General features: G+C 69.6%; 12 protein-coding genes. 8 read left to right on the top strand and 4 right to left on the bottom strand.

Annotation, left to right across the window (positions count from 1 at the left end):
• The first annotated feature begins 489 nt into the window (after positions 1–489).
• The 4 genes from OO71_RS15160 to OO71_RS15145 all read left to right on the top strand — a co-directional run bounded on the left by OO71_RS15160 (position 490) and on the right by OO71_RS15145 (position 5,905).
• Entirely contained in the window at positions 490–1,239 is a 750-nt protein-coding gene (locus OO71_RS15160; RefSeq protein WP_033290370.1) for a type 1 glutamine amidotransferase, read from the top strand.
• A gap of 94 nt (positions 1,240–1,333) precedes the next feature.
• The gene (locus tag OO71_RS15155) at positions 1,334–2,464 is read left to right on the top strand and encodes an inorganic phosphate transporter (protein ID WP_033290369.1); all 1,131 of its coding nucleotides are present in this window, start codon (positions 1,334–1,336) and stop codon (positions 2,462–2,464) included.
• Positions 2,465–2,494: 30 nt separating this feature from the next.
• A complete protein-coding gene (locus OO71_RS15150; protein WP_033290368.1) occupies positions 2,495–5,467 on the top strand; it encodes a bifunctional [glutamine synthetase] adenylyltransferase/[glutamine synthetase]-adenylyl-L-tyrosine phosphorylase in 2,973 nt (990 codons plus the stop codon).
• Positions 5,468–5,476: 9 nt separating this feature from the next.
• Entirely contained in the window at positions 5,477–5,905 is a 429-nt protein-coding gene (locus OO71_RS15145; RefSeq protein ID WP_033290367.1) for an acyl-CoA thioesterase, read from the top strand.
• 3 nt (positions 5,906–5,908) lie between these two features.
• Here OO71_RS15145 and OO71_RS15140 read toward each other — a convergent pair whose 3' ends face one another.
• A complete protein-coding gene (locus OO71_RS15140; RefSeq protein ID WP_033290366.1) occupies positions 5,909–6,469 on the bottom strand; it encodes a TetR/AcrR family transcriptional regulator in 561 nt (186 codons plus the stop codon).
• Between the two features lie 205 nt (positions 6,470–6,674).
• On the opposite strand from OO71_RS15140, the gene OO71_RS15135 reads away from it, so the two are divergent.
• The 3 genes from OO71_RS15135 to OO71_RS15125 are packed head-to-tail and all read left to right on the top strand — an operon-like array spanning position 6,675 to position 10,244.
• Complete coding sequence (locus OO71_RS15135; RefSeq protein WP_033290365.1) at positions 6,675–7,127, top strand: (2Fe-2S)-binding protein; 453 nt, start codon at positions 6,675–6,677, stop codon at positions 7,125–7,127.
• Entirely contained in the window at positions 7,114–8,076 is a 963-nt protein-coding gene (locus OO71_RS15130) for an FAD binding domain-containing protein (RefSeq protein ID WP_033290364.1), read from the top strand. The genes OO71_RS15135 and OO71_RS15130 overlap by 14 nt, the downstream gene beginning before the upstream one ends.
• Positions 8,073–10,244 (top strand): xanthine dehydrogenase family protein molybdopterin-binding subunit, encoded by a 2,172-nt coding sequence (locus tag OO71_RS15125; RefSeq protein ID WP_033290363.1) that lies wholly within the window; start codon positions 8,073–8,075, stop codon positions 10,242–10,244. The genes OO71_RS15130 and OO71_RS15125 overlap by 4 nt, the downstream gene beginning before the upstream one ends.
• A gap of 615 nt (positions 10,245–10,859) precedes the next feature.
• Here the strand turns inward: OO71_RS15125 and OO71_RS15120 are convergent.
• Genes OO71_RS15120 through OO71_RS15110 form a run of 3 tightly spaced genes read right to left on the bottom strand, consistent with a single transcriptional unit; the run spans position 10,860 to position 14,381 of the window.
• Positions 10,860–12,590, bottom strand: a complete 1,731-nt coding sequence (locus OO71_RS15120; protein ID WP_033290362.1) for an FAD-dependent monooxygenase — start codon at positions 12,588–12,590, stop codon at positions 10,860–10,862.
• Entirely contained in the window at positions 12,587–13,513 is a 927-nt protein-coding gene (locus OO71_RS15115; protein WP_033290361.1) for a VOC family protein, read from the bottom strand. The genes OO71_RS15120 and OO71_RS15115 overlap by 4 nt, the downstream gene beginning before the upstream one ends.
• Before the next feature lie 16 nt (positions 13,514–13,529).
• Positions 13,530–14,381, bottom strand: coding sequence for a fumarylacetoacetate hydrolase family protein (locus tag OO71_RS15110; protein ID WP_033290360.1), 852 nt, complete (start codon positions 14,379–14,381; stop codon positions 13,530–13,532).
• A 115-nt stretch (positions 14,382–14,496) separates the two neighbouring features.
• Between OO71_RS15110 and OO71_RS15105 the strand changes: the two genes are divergently transcribed.
• Positions 14,497–15,186 carry a GntR family transcriptional regulator gene (locus OO71_RS15105; protein ID WP_033290359.1) on the top strand — a complete coding sequence of 230 codons (690 nt, stop codon included), beginning with the start codon at positions 14,497–14,499 and terminating at the stop codon, positions 15,184–15,186.
• The last annotated feature ends 29 nt before the right edge of the window (positions 15,187–15,215 follow it).

The following is a 15,215-nucleotide window of genomic DNA, read 5'->3' as shown; positions in this document are numbered from 1 at the left end:
GGGTTGTGGGAGAGTAGGACACCGCCGAACTCAACATCAGGGCTGGGCCCCGGTCGAGAACCCCCACACACGGGGGTGCTCCCGGGGCCCAGCCTTTTTGTGTCTGCGGCCAGAACAGTGGGCCAGTCCGAGCAGGGGCTGGCCCCTTTCGCCTGCCCGCCATCCGCGGTCGGGCCCGGGCCTTGGTCCAGCACCCGGCAACAGCTCTTCCGAGCCCCGCTCCGGTCCAGCAACCCTGCCGCAACCTCCACCCGACAATCGCACAACCCGGCAACCCAAGACCCCGGCAAACCCCAGCACCCTGGCAACCCAGGGGAATCGGCACCCGCGGCTACCCAAGGAAACGGCAACCCAGCCACCTGACCACCCAGCCCGCGGGGCGCCCCCGGCAACCCTGCAACCCCAGGGAAGCGGCAACCCGCAGCAGCCCAGGGAAGCAACCCAGCAGCCGCCCCGAAGATCGTCGTACCCCGGTCGTACCCTGGGACCGTGACCCGCCTACTGATCATCCAACCCGACGTCACCGACCCCGCCGGGCCGTTGGGGGAGTGGCTTGCCGAGGCCGGGGCCGAGCTTGACGTGCGGCTGCCGCCGGAGCAGGAGCTGCCGTCCGGTCTCGACGGGTACCACGGGCTCATCTGCCTCGGCGGCGGGATGGGTGCGCTCGACGACACGGCCCATCCGTGGCTGCGCGACGTCCGCAAGCTCCTTGCCACCGCAGCCGGGAAAGCCTTGCCCACGTTGGGGATCTGTCTCGGCGCTCAGCTGCTCGCCGTCGCGACCGGGGGGCAGATCGCGGAAGGCGAGGACGGGCCTGAGGTCGGGCCGGGGCTTGTGTCGAAGAAGGACGCCGCCTGGTCCGATCCGCTCTTCGCCGAGATGCCGTTCATCCCGGACGTTCTGCAGTTCCACCGCGACGTCATCACCTTCCTGCCGCCCAACGCCGACCTGCTCGCGTCCTCGCCGCGGTACCTGCATCAGGCGTTCCGGATGAACCGTTGTGTCTACGGTGTCCAGTTCCACATCGAGACCACTCCGGACGTCGTGCGGGCCTGGGCGGAAGCCGAACCCGAAATGGCAGAACTCACCCGTCCGGGCGCGCTGGAGCCGGAGGCGCTGATCGCAGCGCACGCGGACATCGCCGAGACGTGGCGTCCCTTTGCACAGCGGTTCGTCCGGTTGGCGGCCGGGGAGCTCGAGCCGGCGGCAGAGAGTCAACGCCGGTTGCCACTTGCTTAACAGATGCCGTCGGAATCACTTACGGCGCGTTAACACGTCACCCGATCGGTCAGGTACCTTGCGAGGGGTGTTTCCGTAGGGTTCGGAGGTCGGGGTGGACCCCTCGCTGCTCGTCGCTGTCGTGATCTGCACGGCACTCGTATTCGACTTCACCAACGGCTTCCACGACACGGCAAACGCGATGGCGACGTCGATCGCCACCGGAGCACTCCGGCCCCGCGTCGCCGTGGCCATCTCCGCGGTCCTCAACCTGGCGGGCGCGTTCCTGTCGGTCGAGGTTGCGAAAACGATTTCCAGCGGCCTCGTCGACGAGACCAGGATCGGGCCCGCCATCGTGTTCGGCGGGCTCATCGGCGCGATCGTCTGGAACCTCTTCACCTGGTACGTCGGCCTGCCCTCCAGTTCCTCGCACGCCCTCTTCGGCGGGTTGATCGGCGCGACCTGGGTTTCGGCAGGCACGGATTCCGTGCACTTCGGCAAAATCGTGGACAAAGTGCTCGTCCCGGCCGCCGCCTCGCCGGTCATCGCCGGGGTCGCTGCCGCCGTGGTCACGTACCTCGTCTACAAGTTCTTCGTCCGTCGAAGCGGCGGGCGTGGGTTCCGGATCGGGCAAATCGTGTCCGCCTCGCTCGTCTCGCTCGCCCACGGCACCAACGACGCACAGAAGACCATGGGCGTGATCACCCTCACCCTGGTCGCCGCGGGCAACCTGCCCGCCGGCGCCGGACCACCGGTGTGGGTGATCATCAGTGCCGCGTCCGCGCTCGCGCTCGGCACGTACCTCGGTGGCTGGCGGATCACCCACACCCTGGGCAAAGGCCTCACCGACATCGAAGGTCCACAGGGCTTTTCCGCGCAGACCAGCAGTGCCGCGGTGATCCTGCTGTCCTCCCACCTCGGGTTCCCGCTCTCCACCACGCACGTGTGCTCCGGTGGCATCGTCGGGTCCGGCGTCGGCCGTCGCGAGGCGCCGGTGCGGTGGCGGATGGCCGGGCGGATGGTGCTCGCGTGGCTGTTCACGTTGCCTGCGGCAGGCGTTGTCGGCGCGGCCGCGGGCAAGCTCGCTTCCCTCGGCGCTGCCGGGACGATCGCGGTCGGGGTGCTCGGCATCCTCTTCGCCGCCGGGATTTACCTGCTGTCACGCCGCAAACCCGTCACCGCGCACAGCTTCCGGGTTCCGGAGCCCTCGCCGGCCGGTACGGAACCCGACCGCCTGGCTGCCTGAACCGGCTCGCCCCGGGCTACGGTGTGAGCGATGGCAGAACGCGCTCGCACGACAGCTTCGGCGGCCAGGTACGGCTTCACCGACCCCCGGGCCGAGACTCAGCTGCGCGCAGCAGGCTGGTGGAGCGTCGACGGACCCACCGAGGGTGCCGCAGATGTCCTCACCGCGCTGTCCCGCGCGGCCGACCCCGACCTGGCTCTTGCCGGACTCGACCGCATCCGCGAGGCCGACGAATCCGGCTGGCCCGAGCTCGACCGCACCCTCCGCCAGAACCGTACGTTCCGCGGGCGCTTGCTCGGGGTCCTCGGCACGTCCACCGCGTTGGCCGATTTCCTGGCCGCCCACCCGGACGAGTGGCATTGCCTCGCCGACAACCGCTGCACCGAGCCAGCGAAATTCGCCGACCGGCTGATCGAGCGCGTCCGGCAGGACGACGGCTACGCGACCGGACCGGCAGCCGAACAGGCGTTACGCGCCGGGTACCGCGGGCTGCTGCTCGGCGTCGCCGCCGCGGATCTCGGGCATCTCGTGGAGCCCGGGCTCGAGCATCCGCAGTTCCGGGAGGTCGCGAGTGAGCTGACCGAGCTTGCCGAAGCCGCGTTGACCGCCGGGCTGAAGGTGGCTGAGCAGGAGGTCGGCGCGTCGGCCGAGGGTGCGCTCGCGGTGATCGCGATGGGCAAGACCGGTGGTCGCGAACTGAACTACGTGAGCGACGTCGACGTCATCTTCGTCGGCGCTGGTGACCTCGGCGTCGCGACCCGGCTGGCTGCCGCGATGATGCGGGTGGTCGGCAACGCATGCTTCGAGGTCGACGCGGCGTTGCGGCCCGAGGGCAAGAGCGGCGCGCTGGTGCGCACGCTCGAGGGCCACACCGCGTACTACCGGAAATGGGCGAAGACCTGGGAATTCCAGGCTCTGCTGAAGGCGCGGCCGGTGGCCGGTGATGTCGAGCTGGGCAGGCAGTACGCGGAGATGGTCGCGCCGATGGTGTGGTCGGCCGCGGATCGCGAGAACTTCGTCACCGAGGTGCAGCAGATGCGCCGCCGGGTGGAGGACCACGTCGCGTCGGAACACCTCGAACGCGAGCTGAAGCTGGGCCGGGGCGGGCTGCGGGACGTCGAGTTCGCCGTGCAGCTGCTGCAGCTCGTGCACGGACGGGTGGACCCGGTGCTGCACTCACCGTCCACTTTGGACGCTTTGGCGGCGCTCGGCGAAGGCGGGTACGTCGGCCGCGCTGACGCTGCCGAGATGAGTTCGTCGTATGAGTTCCTGCGTACCGTCGAGCACCGGCTGCAGCTGCGGCGGCTGCGTCGGACGCACCTGTTCCCCGAGGCCACGGACACGACTGAGCTGCGGGTTCTCGCGCGCGCCTGCGGAATCCGGCCGGGCCGCGGCCGGAGCCAGGGCGAGGCGCTGCTCGCCGAGTTCCGCCGCCACGCGCAGGGGATCCGGCGGCTGCACGAGAAGGTGTTCTACCGGCCGCTGCTGCAGTCGGTCGCGAACGTGCCGACAGAAGCCTTGCGGCTCACCACGAAACAGGCCGCCAGCCGGCTCGCCGCGCTCGGGTACGCGGCGCCGGAAGGCGCGTTGCAGCACATCAAAGCACTCACCGCGGGAGTTTCCCGGCGCGCGGCGATCCAGCAGGCGCTGCTTCCGGTACTCCTCGACTTCCTCGCCGATACGCCCGACCCGGATGGCGGCTTGCTTTCGTATCGCAAGGTGTCCGAAGCACTTGAGGAAACGCCGTGGTACCTGCGGGTGCTGCGCGACGAGGGCACGGTCGTGGAGCGGCTCGCGTTCCTGCTCGGGACGTCGCATCTGGTGCCGGACCTGCTGGTCCGCGCGCCGGAAGTGCTGCAGCTGCTGGGCGATCCGGCCCGATTGACCGGGCGTACCCCGGCTGACGTGGCGACGTCGCTGCGCGCGGCCGTACGTCGGCAACCCGGGTTGAGCGCTGCGGTGACGGCTGCGCGGTCGTTGCGGCGGCATGAGCTGCTGCGGGTTGCGTGCGCGGATTTGCTGGGCTTGCTGGATGTTCCGGCGGTCTGCGCGGCGCTTTCGAGCGTGTGGGTGGCGGTGTTGCAGGGCGCGTTGTCGGCCGCGTACCGGCAGCGGCAGGCCGAGCTGGGGCGCACTCCGGCGACCATCGCGGTGATCGGGATGGGGCGGCTCGGCGGCGCGGAACTCGGCTACGGTTCCGACGCCGACGTGCTGTTCGTCTGCGAACCGGCCGACGGGGTGCCGGACGCCGACGCGGTGCGGTTCGCGTCGTCGGTCGCCGAGACGGTACGGAAGATCCTTGGCGCGCCGAGCACGGACCCGGCCCTGGTCGTGGACGCCGACCTGCGTCCGGAGGGCCGCAGCGGACCGCTCGTGCGCACGCTGGAGTCGTACCGCGCGTACTACCAGCGCTGGGGCGAGGTGTGGGAGTCACAGGCGCTGCTGCGGGCGCGGTTCGTGGCCGGGGACGAGGAGCTCGGCCGCCGGTTCATCGAGCTGATCGACCCGCTCCGCTACCCCGAAGGCGGCCTCGACCCCACGGACGCACGCGAAATCCGGCGCATCAAGGCGCGCGTGGAGACCGAGCGCCTTCCGCGCGGCGCCGACCCGACGCGGCACACGAAGCTCGGCCGCGGCGGGCTCGCCGACGTCGAGTGGACCGTGCAGCTCCTGCAGCTCCAGCACGCGCACGAAGTGCCTGGCCTGCGCACCACGTCGACCCTCGACGCCCTCACCGCGCTCGCCGAAGCCGGTCTCGCACCGGAGGACTCGGTGGAGTCGCTGCGCGAGGCGTGGTTGCTGGCCACGCGCGTGCGCAACGCGACGATGCTGGTGCGCGGCAAGGCAGCCGACGAGGTACCCGGTTCGGGCCGTGACCTCGCCGCGGTGGCGCGCGTGTTCGGCTACTCCGTGGACGACGACCCGGGCGAGTTCCTCGACGCCTACCGCCGTGTGACGAGGCACGCCCACGCCGTGGTCGAAGAACTCTTCTACGACAACTAGCCTGGGCCCGTGACCGACCGCGAACCGTTCCGCACTCACCTCAAGGTGCGCACGTACGAACTCGACGTGCTCGGCCACGTCAACCACGCCGTGTACCACTCGTACGGCGAGGTGGCGCGGCTGGAGGCGTTCGAAGCGTCCGGCGACGCCGACCTGCGCGCCTCCGGCCTCGCGGTGGTGCTGCTGGAGTCGCACATCGTGTACCGCCGTGAACTGCGGGCCGGGGACGAGGTCGACGTGTCGTGCGACCTGACCTTCGGCGACGGCAAGGTCTTCTGGGCGACCAACCTCATCACGAAGCTCGACGGCACGCTGTCCGCGGAGATCAAGTGCACCTGCGGCCTGATGGACCTGGACAAGCGCAAGCTCGTCGCCGATCCGCGCGGGCGGTTCGAGCAGGCCGGCGTGGACCTGAAGGTGCTCTCGACCGGGGCGTGACGTTCACAGCTCGATCCGCATTCCCATTCCGTGCCACACCAGGTCGACCACCCCCTCCGTCTCTGCCTTCCAGTTGCCGTCCGGGCTGAGGAAGAACAGCCCGCCCAGCCCACGCATCAGCGTTTCCGTGGTGAGGTCCGGCCGGATGGTGCCCGCCTCCGCGTTCGCCTTCCGCAGGATGTCCAGCGCGGCGAGCATCCGCGAGTACGCCTGTGTCGGCAGTTCGCTGCGCGTGGTGCGCAAGGCGTTGGCCAGCCCTCGTTTCGTCATCATGTAGTGCGCCAGGTGGTCGACGATCCAGACACGTAACGCCTGTTCGGGTGAATGGTGGTCGAGCAGGTCCGGCACGATCTCGATGAGATGGCGCACCTCGCGTTCGTAGACGGCGAGGATCAGCGCTTCCGGCGTGGGGAAATGCCGGTACACGGTGCCGACGCCGACGCCTGCTTCCTTGGCGACGGCGTTGAACGAAACGTCGCCGGAGCGGCTCACCGTTTCCGCTGCCACGGCCAAGATCCGCTCGTGGTTGCGCCGGGTGTCCGCCCGCCGCGGGCTGACCGGCATCGTGCCTCCTGGGTCCTGCTGGCGTGTCCGCAACGCCCTGGAGCTACTCCAGTTCGTTGCGTAGCGGATTCTAATCCGCTAGCCTCGGAGAAGCGAGCCAAGCGGATGAATATCCGGTATCCCCGGGCGGCTCGTGTTCCTGAGGGCCGTCACCACCACCACAATCATGCCGCAGGCGTCCATCGCCTGCCGGAGAGAGAACCCAGTGGACATTTCCCTAGAAGTCAACGGCAGAACCGAGCAGCTCAGCGTGGAGCCGGGAGTCACCCTCCTCGATGCGCTGCGCGAGCGGCTCGGCATCACCGGGCCGAAGAAGGGCTGCGACCGCGGCCAGTGCGGTGCCTGCACCGTGCACGTCGACGGCAAGCCGGTCCTCTCGTGTCTCACCCTCGCGGCCACCGTGCGCCGTCCCGTCACCACGGTCGAAGGACTGTCCACAGAGGACGAACTGCATCCGGTGCAGCGGGCGTTCGTCGATCAGGACGCGCTGCAGTGCGGATTCTGCACGTCCGGGCAGGTCATGTCCGCGGTCGCCGCGGTGCGCGACGACGTGGCGGACGTCCGGGAGTTCATGTCCGGCAACCTGTGCCGGTGTTCGGCGTACCCGAACATCGTCGCGGCCGTGGAGCAGGCGAGGCAGGCCGATGCGACCGTTTGAGCTCACCGCACCCGCCACCGTCGAGGAGGCGCTCGGCGCCGGTGGCACCTACCTGGCCGGGGGCACCACGCTCGTCGACCTGATGAAGCTGGACGTCCTTACCCCGCAACGGGTGCTGGACATCAATGATCTGCCATTGCGCGGGATCGACACGGCCGCCGGGATGCGGTTCGGCGCTCTCGAGCGGATGGGGGACATCGCCGCGCACCCCGGCGTGTACCCGGCGATTTCGCGCGCGTTGCTGCTCAGCGCGTCGCAGCAGCTGCGGAACATGGCGAGCATCGGCGGAAACCTGATGCAGCGCACGCGATGCTCGTACTTCCGGGATGTGGCGATGCCGTGCAACCGGCGGTCTCCTGGCAGCGGCTGTTCGGCGATCTCGGGTGCCAACCGGATGCACGCGATTCTCGGCACGAGTGATTCGTGTGTGGCCACGCACGCTAGTGACGTCGCGGTCGCGCTGGTCGCGCTCGACGCGGAGGTGGTGCTCGCCAGTGCGTCCGGCAGCCGCACCGTTGCGCTGGCCGATTTCTACCGGGAGCCAGGCGATACTCCCGAGGTGGAGCACGACCTGCGCCCCGGCGAGCTGATCACCGAGGTGCGCGTACCGCAGCTGGATTGGGCGCAGAACTCCACGTACGTCAAAATCCGTGACCGGCAGTCGTACGAGTTCGCGCTGTGTTCTGCGGCGGTCGCGCTGGACATCCAAGGCGGGAAGATCGTCGACGCGCGCGTGGCTGCCGGTGGCGTTGCGACGGTGCCGTGGCGGCTTCCGGCGGTCGAGGAGGCGTTGCGTGGCGCGGCGCTCACCGAGAAGTCGTTCGAGGAAGCGGCTTCCGCGGCGGTGGCCGGTGCAAGTCCGTTGTCCGGCAACGCGTTCAAGCCTTCGCTGCTGAAGCGCACCATCGTCCGCGCGCTGCTCGAACTCACCGAAGGGAGCCGGGCATGAGTGCCAGGCTGGACGCCCCGCAGAAGGTCACCGGGCTGGCCAAATACGCACTGGACAACAACTTCCCCGGCATGGTCTACGGCTACGTGGTGCTCAGCACGATCGCGCACGGCGAGATCGAGGCCATGGACGTCACGGCGGCCAAGAGTGCTCCCGGGGTCATCGGTGTCTACACGCCGTTCGATCCGCTGGAGCTGCGGCCCACCACGTCGCCGATGATGGGTGAACTGTGGTTGCCGTTGCAGGATCGGGACGTCCAGTTCTACGGGCAGCCGATCGGGATGGTGGTCGCGGAGACGTTCGAACAGGCGCGGGACGCGGCCGGTCTCATCGAGGTGTCGTACCAGGTGAAGCCTGCGCTCACGTCGTTCGAGGACGGTCTGGCGGCGGCCGAGGACGCGCCCGAGAGTCGCGGCAATCCGCCGTCCATCGAGGTGCTGGCGCCGGATGTCGAGTCCATTGAGGACGCTCTCGCGGCGAGCCCGGTGGTTGTCGAGGCCACGTACCGCACGGCAATGCAGAACCACGCCGCGATGGAGCCGCATTCCGCGGTCGCGGTGTGGGATGGCGGCGAGTTCACTATCTACAGCGGAAACCAGGGCAGTCACCTCCAGTCGGCGGAGATGTCGTCGGTGCTGGGGGTCGATCCGGCCGCGGTGCACGCGGTGAATCCCTACGTGGGTGGCGCGTTCGGCGGTAAGGCGGGCACCTCGGTGCCCGGGCTGCTCGCGGCGGCCGCCGCCAGGGCGCTCGACCGTCCGGTGAAGTGCGCGCTCACCCGCGAGCAGGTGTTCACCGCCACGGCGACCCGGCCGGCTACGGTGCAGAAGGTCGCGCTGGGAGCGGATCGCAATGGCACGTTGATCGCATTGCGGCACGACTCGTGGTCCACCACGTCGATCAGCCGGTCGTTCGTGGAGCCGACGTCGCACGGCACGTCGCGCGAGTGGTACGCCACGCAGAACCTGGCGATCAGCCAGAAGATGGTGCCGCTCAACATCCCGGCGGGCACGTTCATGCGGGCGCCGGGCGAGGCACCCGGGTCGTTCGCGCTGGAAAGTGCCATCGACGAGCTGGCTGTCGCGCTCGACCTCGACCCGATCGAGCTGCGGCAGCGCAACAGTTCGGTCGCGCCGCCGGGCAACGACCTGCAGTGGTCGAGCAAGCACCTCGACGAGTGCTACAGCATCGGCGCGCAACGGTTCGGCTGGGCGAACCGGTCGCCGCGCGGCCACGTGGACGGCGACTGGCTCGTCGGTGTGGGCACCGCCACGGCGATGTTCCCGGCGCTGCGTTTCCCGGCGACGGTGGAGATCACGCTCAACGCGGACGAGACCGCGGTGGTCTCGACCAGCGGGTCCGATCCGGGTACCGGCCTGCTCACCGTGCTGTCCACGATCGGCGCCGAATCGCTCGACATCCCGGCCGGCCGGATCACGCCGCAGCTGGGCGATTCCCGGTACGCACCGGGTGGCATGTCGGGCGGTTCCACCGCGACGGCGAGCGCGGGTACCGCGATCATGCTGGCCGCAACCGCAGTGCTCGACGAACTGGTCGCGCTGGCCGCCGAGCCGGGTGCACCGTTCGAGAGCCAGGTCGTCACGTACGCCGACGGCCTCGTCCACGGCGACCACGGCACGATGCCGTTCGGTGAGCTACTGCGTGCGGTCGGTCGGGAATCGTTGTCCGCCAAGGGTTCCTCGGCACCGGGCGAGGAGCTGACGAAGCATTCGTTCAGCTCGTTCGGCGCACAGTTCTGCGAGGTCCGGGTACACCGCCTCACCCGGGAGGTCCGCGTGTCGCGCCTGCTGGGCGTCTTCGACGGCGGCCGGGTCATCAACGAGATGCAGGCCAGAAGCCAGCTGTCGGGCGGCATGATCTGGGGCGTGTCGGCAGCCTTGCACGAGGGCTTGGAGGTCGAACCGGACGGCCGCTTCGCGAACGCCGACTTCGCGAGTTACCTGGTGCCGGTCAACGCGGACATCCCGGAGGTGGACGTCCAGTTCGTGCAATACCCGGACACCCTGCACAACGCCGTCGGAGCCCGAGGCCTGGGCGAGATCGGCGTGGTGGGGGTAGCGGCGGCGATCGCGAACGCGGTCTTCAATGCTACGGGCATTCGCGTGCGGCATATCCCGATCACGATTGAGGACCTGCTGGTGGAGTAGCACTTGTGGAGGTGGGCTGGCTGAAGTTTGGGGGCGGCTGGGGTTCGGGTTGAGCCGCGGACTGCGTCGAAGGTAGCTGGGCTGGGGTGAGTCGGGCAGGGGCGAGACCGGCCGGGTGCGATCCCGGCGGCCCAGCCTGGCGCGGCGCGGCGCGGCGGATGCGCTCGGCGGGTCGGGCCTGTGCCTCGTCGGCGGCGCTCGGTCGGGGCCAGGTGGCGCCAGTGGCTTGTTGGCCTCGCAGCCTCTTCGCCGGGGCGGCGTCTGGCTCGGGCGCGGACCCGCCCCGGCTGACCCACACCGAGCCGGGCTGCGCCGAGCCGTGCTGGGCCGGGAGCCCCGGGCCGGGCCGCGCGAGCCGTGCCGGGCCGTGCCGTGCCAGGAGCCGGGCCGGACTGGGCGAGCCGGGCCGAGCCGGGACGGGCCGTGGTGCGGCGTGTTGTGCTGAGACGTGCCGGGCTGGGGAGAAGACGAGCTGAGCTGTGCCGAGATGGACGAGCCGGGCTGGGTCGAGACGGGCTTTGCTGCGGCGACCCACGCCGAGACGGGCCTTGCTGTGCCGATCCACGCCGAGCCGACCCGTGTCGAGCCGACCGTGGCCCCTACTCCACCCGCCCCTTACCGGTCCAGTACCCGCCGCAAAGCGGTTCGCAAGGCGGCCACCGCATCGGTCGGGAGGGTATGGCTTCGCCATGCCACGTGGTGGTCTGGGCGGATCAGCAGGCAGCCTCCGTCGGAAATCTCCCTGACCGCGGCCCACTCGCCGAGTGGGTCGGTGTATTCGCAGCCCAGGCCGATTTGGTGACCAGCAACCTCCACGCCCAGCTCAGCAGCCACCTTGTCCGCCGCTGACAGCCACTCCTGTCCGCCGATACCGGTCAGCACCGTGAACCTCCCGTGGCCGGTAAGGTCCAAAGTGGACACTCGCACGGCGGCGCGTTCCAGCCACGCGTGAGGGAGGCGCGCGCCGGGGTGGCTGGTGGCTTCGTAGTACAGCTCCGGGTCGCGGGTGGGGGTCGGCCGGGGAGTGCCGTCGGGCACTACTGCGGTGGACGTGTAGTGCTGGCCCAGTTCCACGCCATGGGCGTTGAACTGGTAGTTCTGCAACTCGACGGCCTCGCGGAGTTCCGTTCGGCGGGCTCGGCCTTCCGGGGAATCCTCGGACAACCCCGTCAGCGCGCGCCAACCCTCCGCAGTCGTTTGGCCTGGGCGGAAACCGAAGGCGTTCGACAGGGGCAGCATGTCTTGCACGCTGCGCATTGCCCGGTCGACGACCTGCTGGCCGACTGGCTGACGCTCCGAGTGGTAGCTGTCCAGCAAAGCTTCCCCCGCCTGGCCGCGTACCACGGCTGCGAGTTTCCACGCCAGGTTGAACGCATCCTGTACCGAGGTGTTCGTACCCAGCCCGTTCGCCGGTGGGTGCCGGTGGGCGGCGTCTCCGGCCAGGAAGACCCGGCCGCGGCGGTATTCGTGTGCTACCAGGTGGTTGATCTGCCATTCGCTGACGGCCTTGATGCGGATGTCCACGTCCGGGTCGCCGATGAGGGTCGCGGCGCGGGAGCGGACGGCGTCCGGGGAGAGGTCGGGCGTGCCTTCGGCGGGGTTGTACATGAAGAGCATCACCCAGTCGGTCCACGGTTTCACGCAGATGAACGTGCCGGAGCCCACCCAGAAGTCGTTGCCTGGGCGGCACATCCAGTACAGCGTGCCCGGCCGGTGCGCCGTGTACCGCGTGAGGTCGGCCTCCAGCCACACGTTCGCGGCGTAACCGAGCCCGGACTCGCCGTCGAAGGTGAAGCCGAGTTGCGAAGCGACCGTGCTCCGGCCGCCGTCCGCGCCGATTACATAGCGGGCGACGATCTCGCGTTCGGCCCCGGTCTCGCGGTCGGCGACCACTGCGTGCACGGCGTCCGGGGTCTGCGAGATCTGTCGCAGCTCGGTGGAAAACTGCAGGTCGGCGCCTTGGCGGCGGGCGCCGTCGAGGAGGACCGGTTCCAGGATGTGCTGCGGGATGTTGCACATCGCGCTCGGGCTGGCTGCGGCGTAGTCGGCGTGCCGCGCGGTGCCGCTGCCCCAGGTCTTCAGGCGGGCGAGTTCCTGCCCGGCGAAACCGGTGGCCCACACGTTGTCGCCCATCAGCTCGTTGGGTACCGCGACCTCGCGGACGGCGTCTTCGATCCCGAGGTCGCGGAACACCTCCATGGTGCGCTGGTTGGTGATGTGCGCCCGCGGCGAATGCGCGGTGCCCGGGTACTTGGTGATCGTGACGGCGTCGACGCCCTGCGCGGCGAGCAAGGCGGACGCCGTCAGTCCGGCCGGGCCGGCACCCACGACGAGTACGTCGATCATGATCCCGCCTGGTGCGCACCGGTCATCAGCGCGGCGAGGTCCTCGGGACGCAGGAACGACGGAGGGGGCGGCGGACCCCAGTTGAACAGCCCGCGCGCGCCTTCGAGCGTCTCCGGTGTCCACAGCTGGTCGTCGAGAATGCTGTCCATGTCGGAGTAGTACTCGGAGAAATTGCCCGCCGGATCCTTGAGATACCAGAAGAAATTGGACCCGGCGTGGTGCCGCCCGAGACCCCACACGTGCCGCTCCGGGTGGTCCTCCAGCATCGTGGTCGCGCCGCGGCCGACCTCGTCGACGTCCTCGACCTGCCACGACGTGTGGTGCAGGAACCCGACCGGCGCGGCGAGCACGAGCACGTTGTGGTGGTCGGTGGAGCACCGCAGGAACGCACCGTGGCCCTTGATCGCGTCGCTGGTCTTGAACCCCAGCCCCGCGGTGAAGAACCGGATGGTGCGCTCGTGGTCGGTGGAGCCGACGACGACGTGCCCGAGCTTGCGCGGGCGGACCGGGCTCGTGCGCAACACGCCGGGCGCGCGCGAGTCCGGACGCTCGAGCCGGCCGGGGCCGTTGTACGGCGTCGGCGGCTCCGGGTCCTGGTGCAGCCGTGGTGCAACCCGCACGATCACCTGGAATCCGGTGGCCGGTTCCTGCGTGATCAGCGTGTCGCCGGTGATCTCCGCCGCGATGTCCAAAGAGGACAGTTGACGGCCGATGCGGTCGAGGTCGTCAGGGTCGTCCGCGCCGATGCTCAGCTCCATCAACCGGCGCTGCGGCGAGTGCACGATCTTGAGCTGCCGTCCGCCGTCCCGGGTGCTGAACCATCCGCCGGCTTCTTCGCCGAGCCCGAAATCGCGGTAGTACCGGGTGGTGGCTGCGACGTCGGGGACGCCGACGACCAGGGAGTTCAACCGGTGCAGAGCCATGGCTCATCCCTTTCCGCTATGCGGCGACCATCCGCTGCCGCAGTTCGCCGATGCCGTGGACGTAGCTGACGAGCTCGTCGCCCGCCTGGAGAAAACGCTGCGGCGTGCGGCCCATGCCGACGCCGGCCGGGGTACCGGTGAAAATGACGTCGCCGGGTAGCAGCGGGGTCACCGCGGACAGCCGGGAAATCAGTGACGGCACCGAAAACACCATCGCGGACGTCCGGCCCTTCTGCACCTGCTCGCCGTTGATCAGGGTGCCGAGTTCGACGTCGTCGCGGTCCGGCAGCTCGCCGGGCGTCACCACCACCGGGCCGAGCGGGCCGAAACCGGGGTACGACTTGCCGAGGCTGAACTGCGGTGCCGGACCGGCCAGCTGCAGCAGGCGCTCCGAAATGTCCTGTCCGACCGTCAGCCCGGCCACGTAGTCCCACGCCGTGTCCTCGCCGACGTGCTCGGCGCGCTTGCCGATCACCGCGACGAGCTCGACCTCCCAGTCGACGTTCCCGCCGGACGGGATCGTGACGTCGGTGTACGGCCCGGACAGGCTGGTCGCGAACTTCGTGAACACCGGCGGGGCCTCGGGCACCGGGAACGGCGATTCGGCCGCGTGGTCGGCGTAGTTCAGCCCGATGGCGAACACCTGGCTCGGCGCCGGGACCGGGTTGCCGAGCTGTTCGTCGCGCACCGGCCGTTCGAGCGCGTGGCCCGCGCCGATGGTGGCGGCGAATTCGGTCAGCTCGGCCCATCGCGAGTACGCCTGCTGCACGTCGGGGCCGAACCGCCCGTCGCTGGCCTCGGCGACGTCCACGGCCTTGCCCGGCGCGGTGACCAGGGCGAGACGTCCGTCCACGTTGGCGACTTTCATGCGAGGGCTCCCTTGCTTCCGGCTTCGATGCCTCCCAGTTGTACCCGCCGAGATTCGATGACGCAATAAACTTTCGAAAGTTGCACCTAGATTCGTATTGACTACCATGGAGTCCATGGCACGGGAACCAGCGGGCAACACGCGCGCCGAGGGCGTCTACCGGGATCTGCGCGCCGACATCCTGGGCGGCCGGATGACGCCGGGTCAGCGGCTGAAGTTCCCCGAGCTGTCCGAGCGGTACTCCACGAGCGTCGGCGCGGCGCGGGAGGCGCTCACCCGGCTGACCGCCGAGGGGCTGGTGAAGACCAAGCCGCACTTGGGGTACACGGTCACGCCGCTGTCGCACGAGGATCTCGCCGACCTGACCAAGGCGCGCGTGGAGATCGAATCTCTCGTGCTGCGGTTGTCGGTGTTCGAGGGCGATGTGCAGTGGGAGGCGCGCGCGGTGGCCGCGCACCATCTGCTCGAACGCACGCCGCTCGCCGACCCCGATGCTCCAGACCGCCCCAGCGACGCCTGGTCCGAAGCCCATGCCGCCTTCCATCTGGCGCTGCTCGACGGCTGCAGTAACCGGCGGCTGCTCACCACCGCCCGCACCCTGCGCGAGGAGGCGGAGCTGTACCTGCGGTGGTCGGTAACCTTCGGCGACGAACCGGACCGTGATCTCCCCGGCGAGCACAAGGCGTTGCTCGACGCGGCGTTGTCCCGCAATGGCGAGCTGGCGGCGGAACTGCTTCGGGACCACATCGCGCACACGGCGCAGTTGCTGATCAGCTGCGCGGAGGACGAGCCGAACCAGGTTTGATCTCGCCGCCGGATTCCGGGCCGTTACGC

Source organism: Amycolatopsis jejuensis (genome assembly GCF_000717335.1).
GTDB classification, from domain to species: Bacteria; Actinomycetota; Actinomycetes; order Mycobacteriales; family Pseudonocardiaceae; genus Amycolatopsis; species Amycolatopsis jejuensis.
Note: the sequence above shows the minus strand (reverse complement) of the source record. Positions and strands in the feature narration are given on the sequence as shown.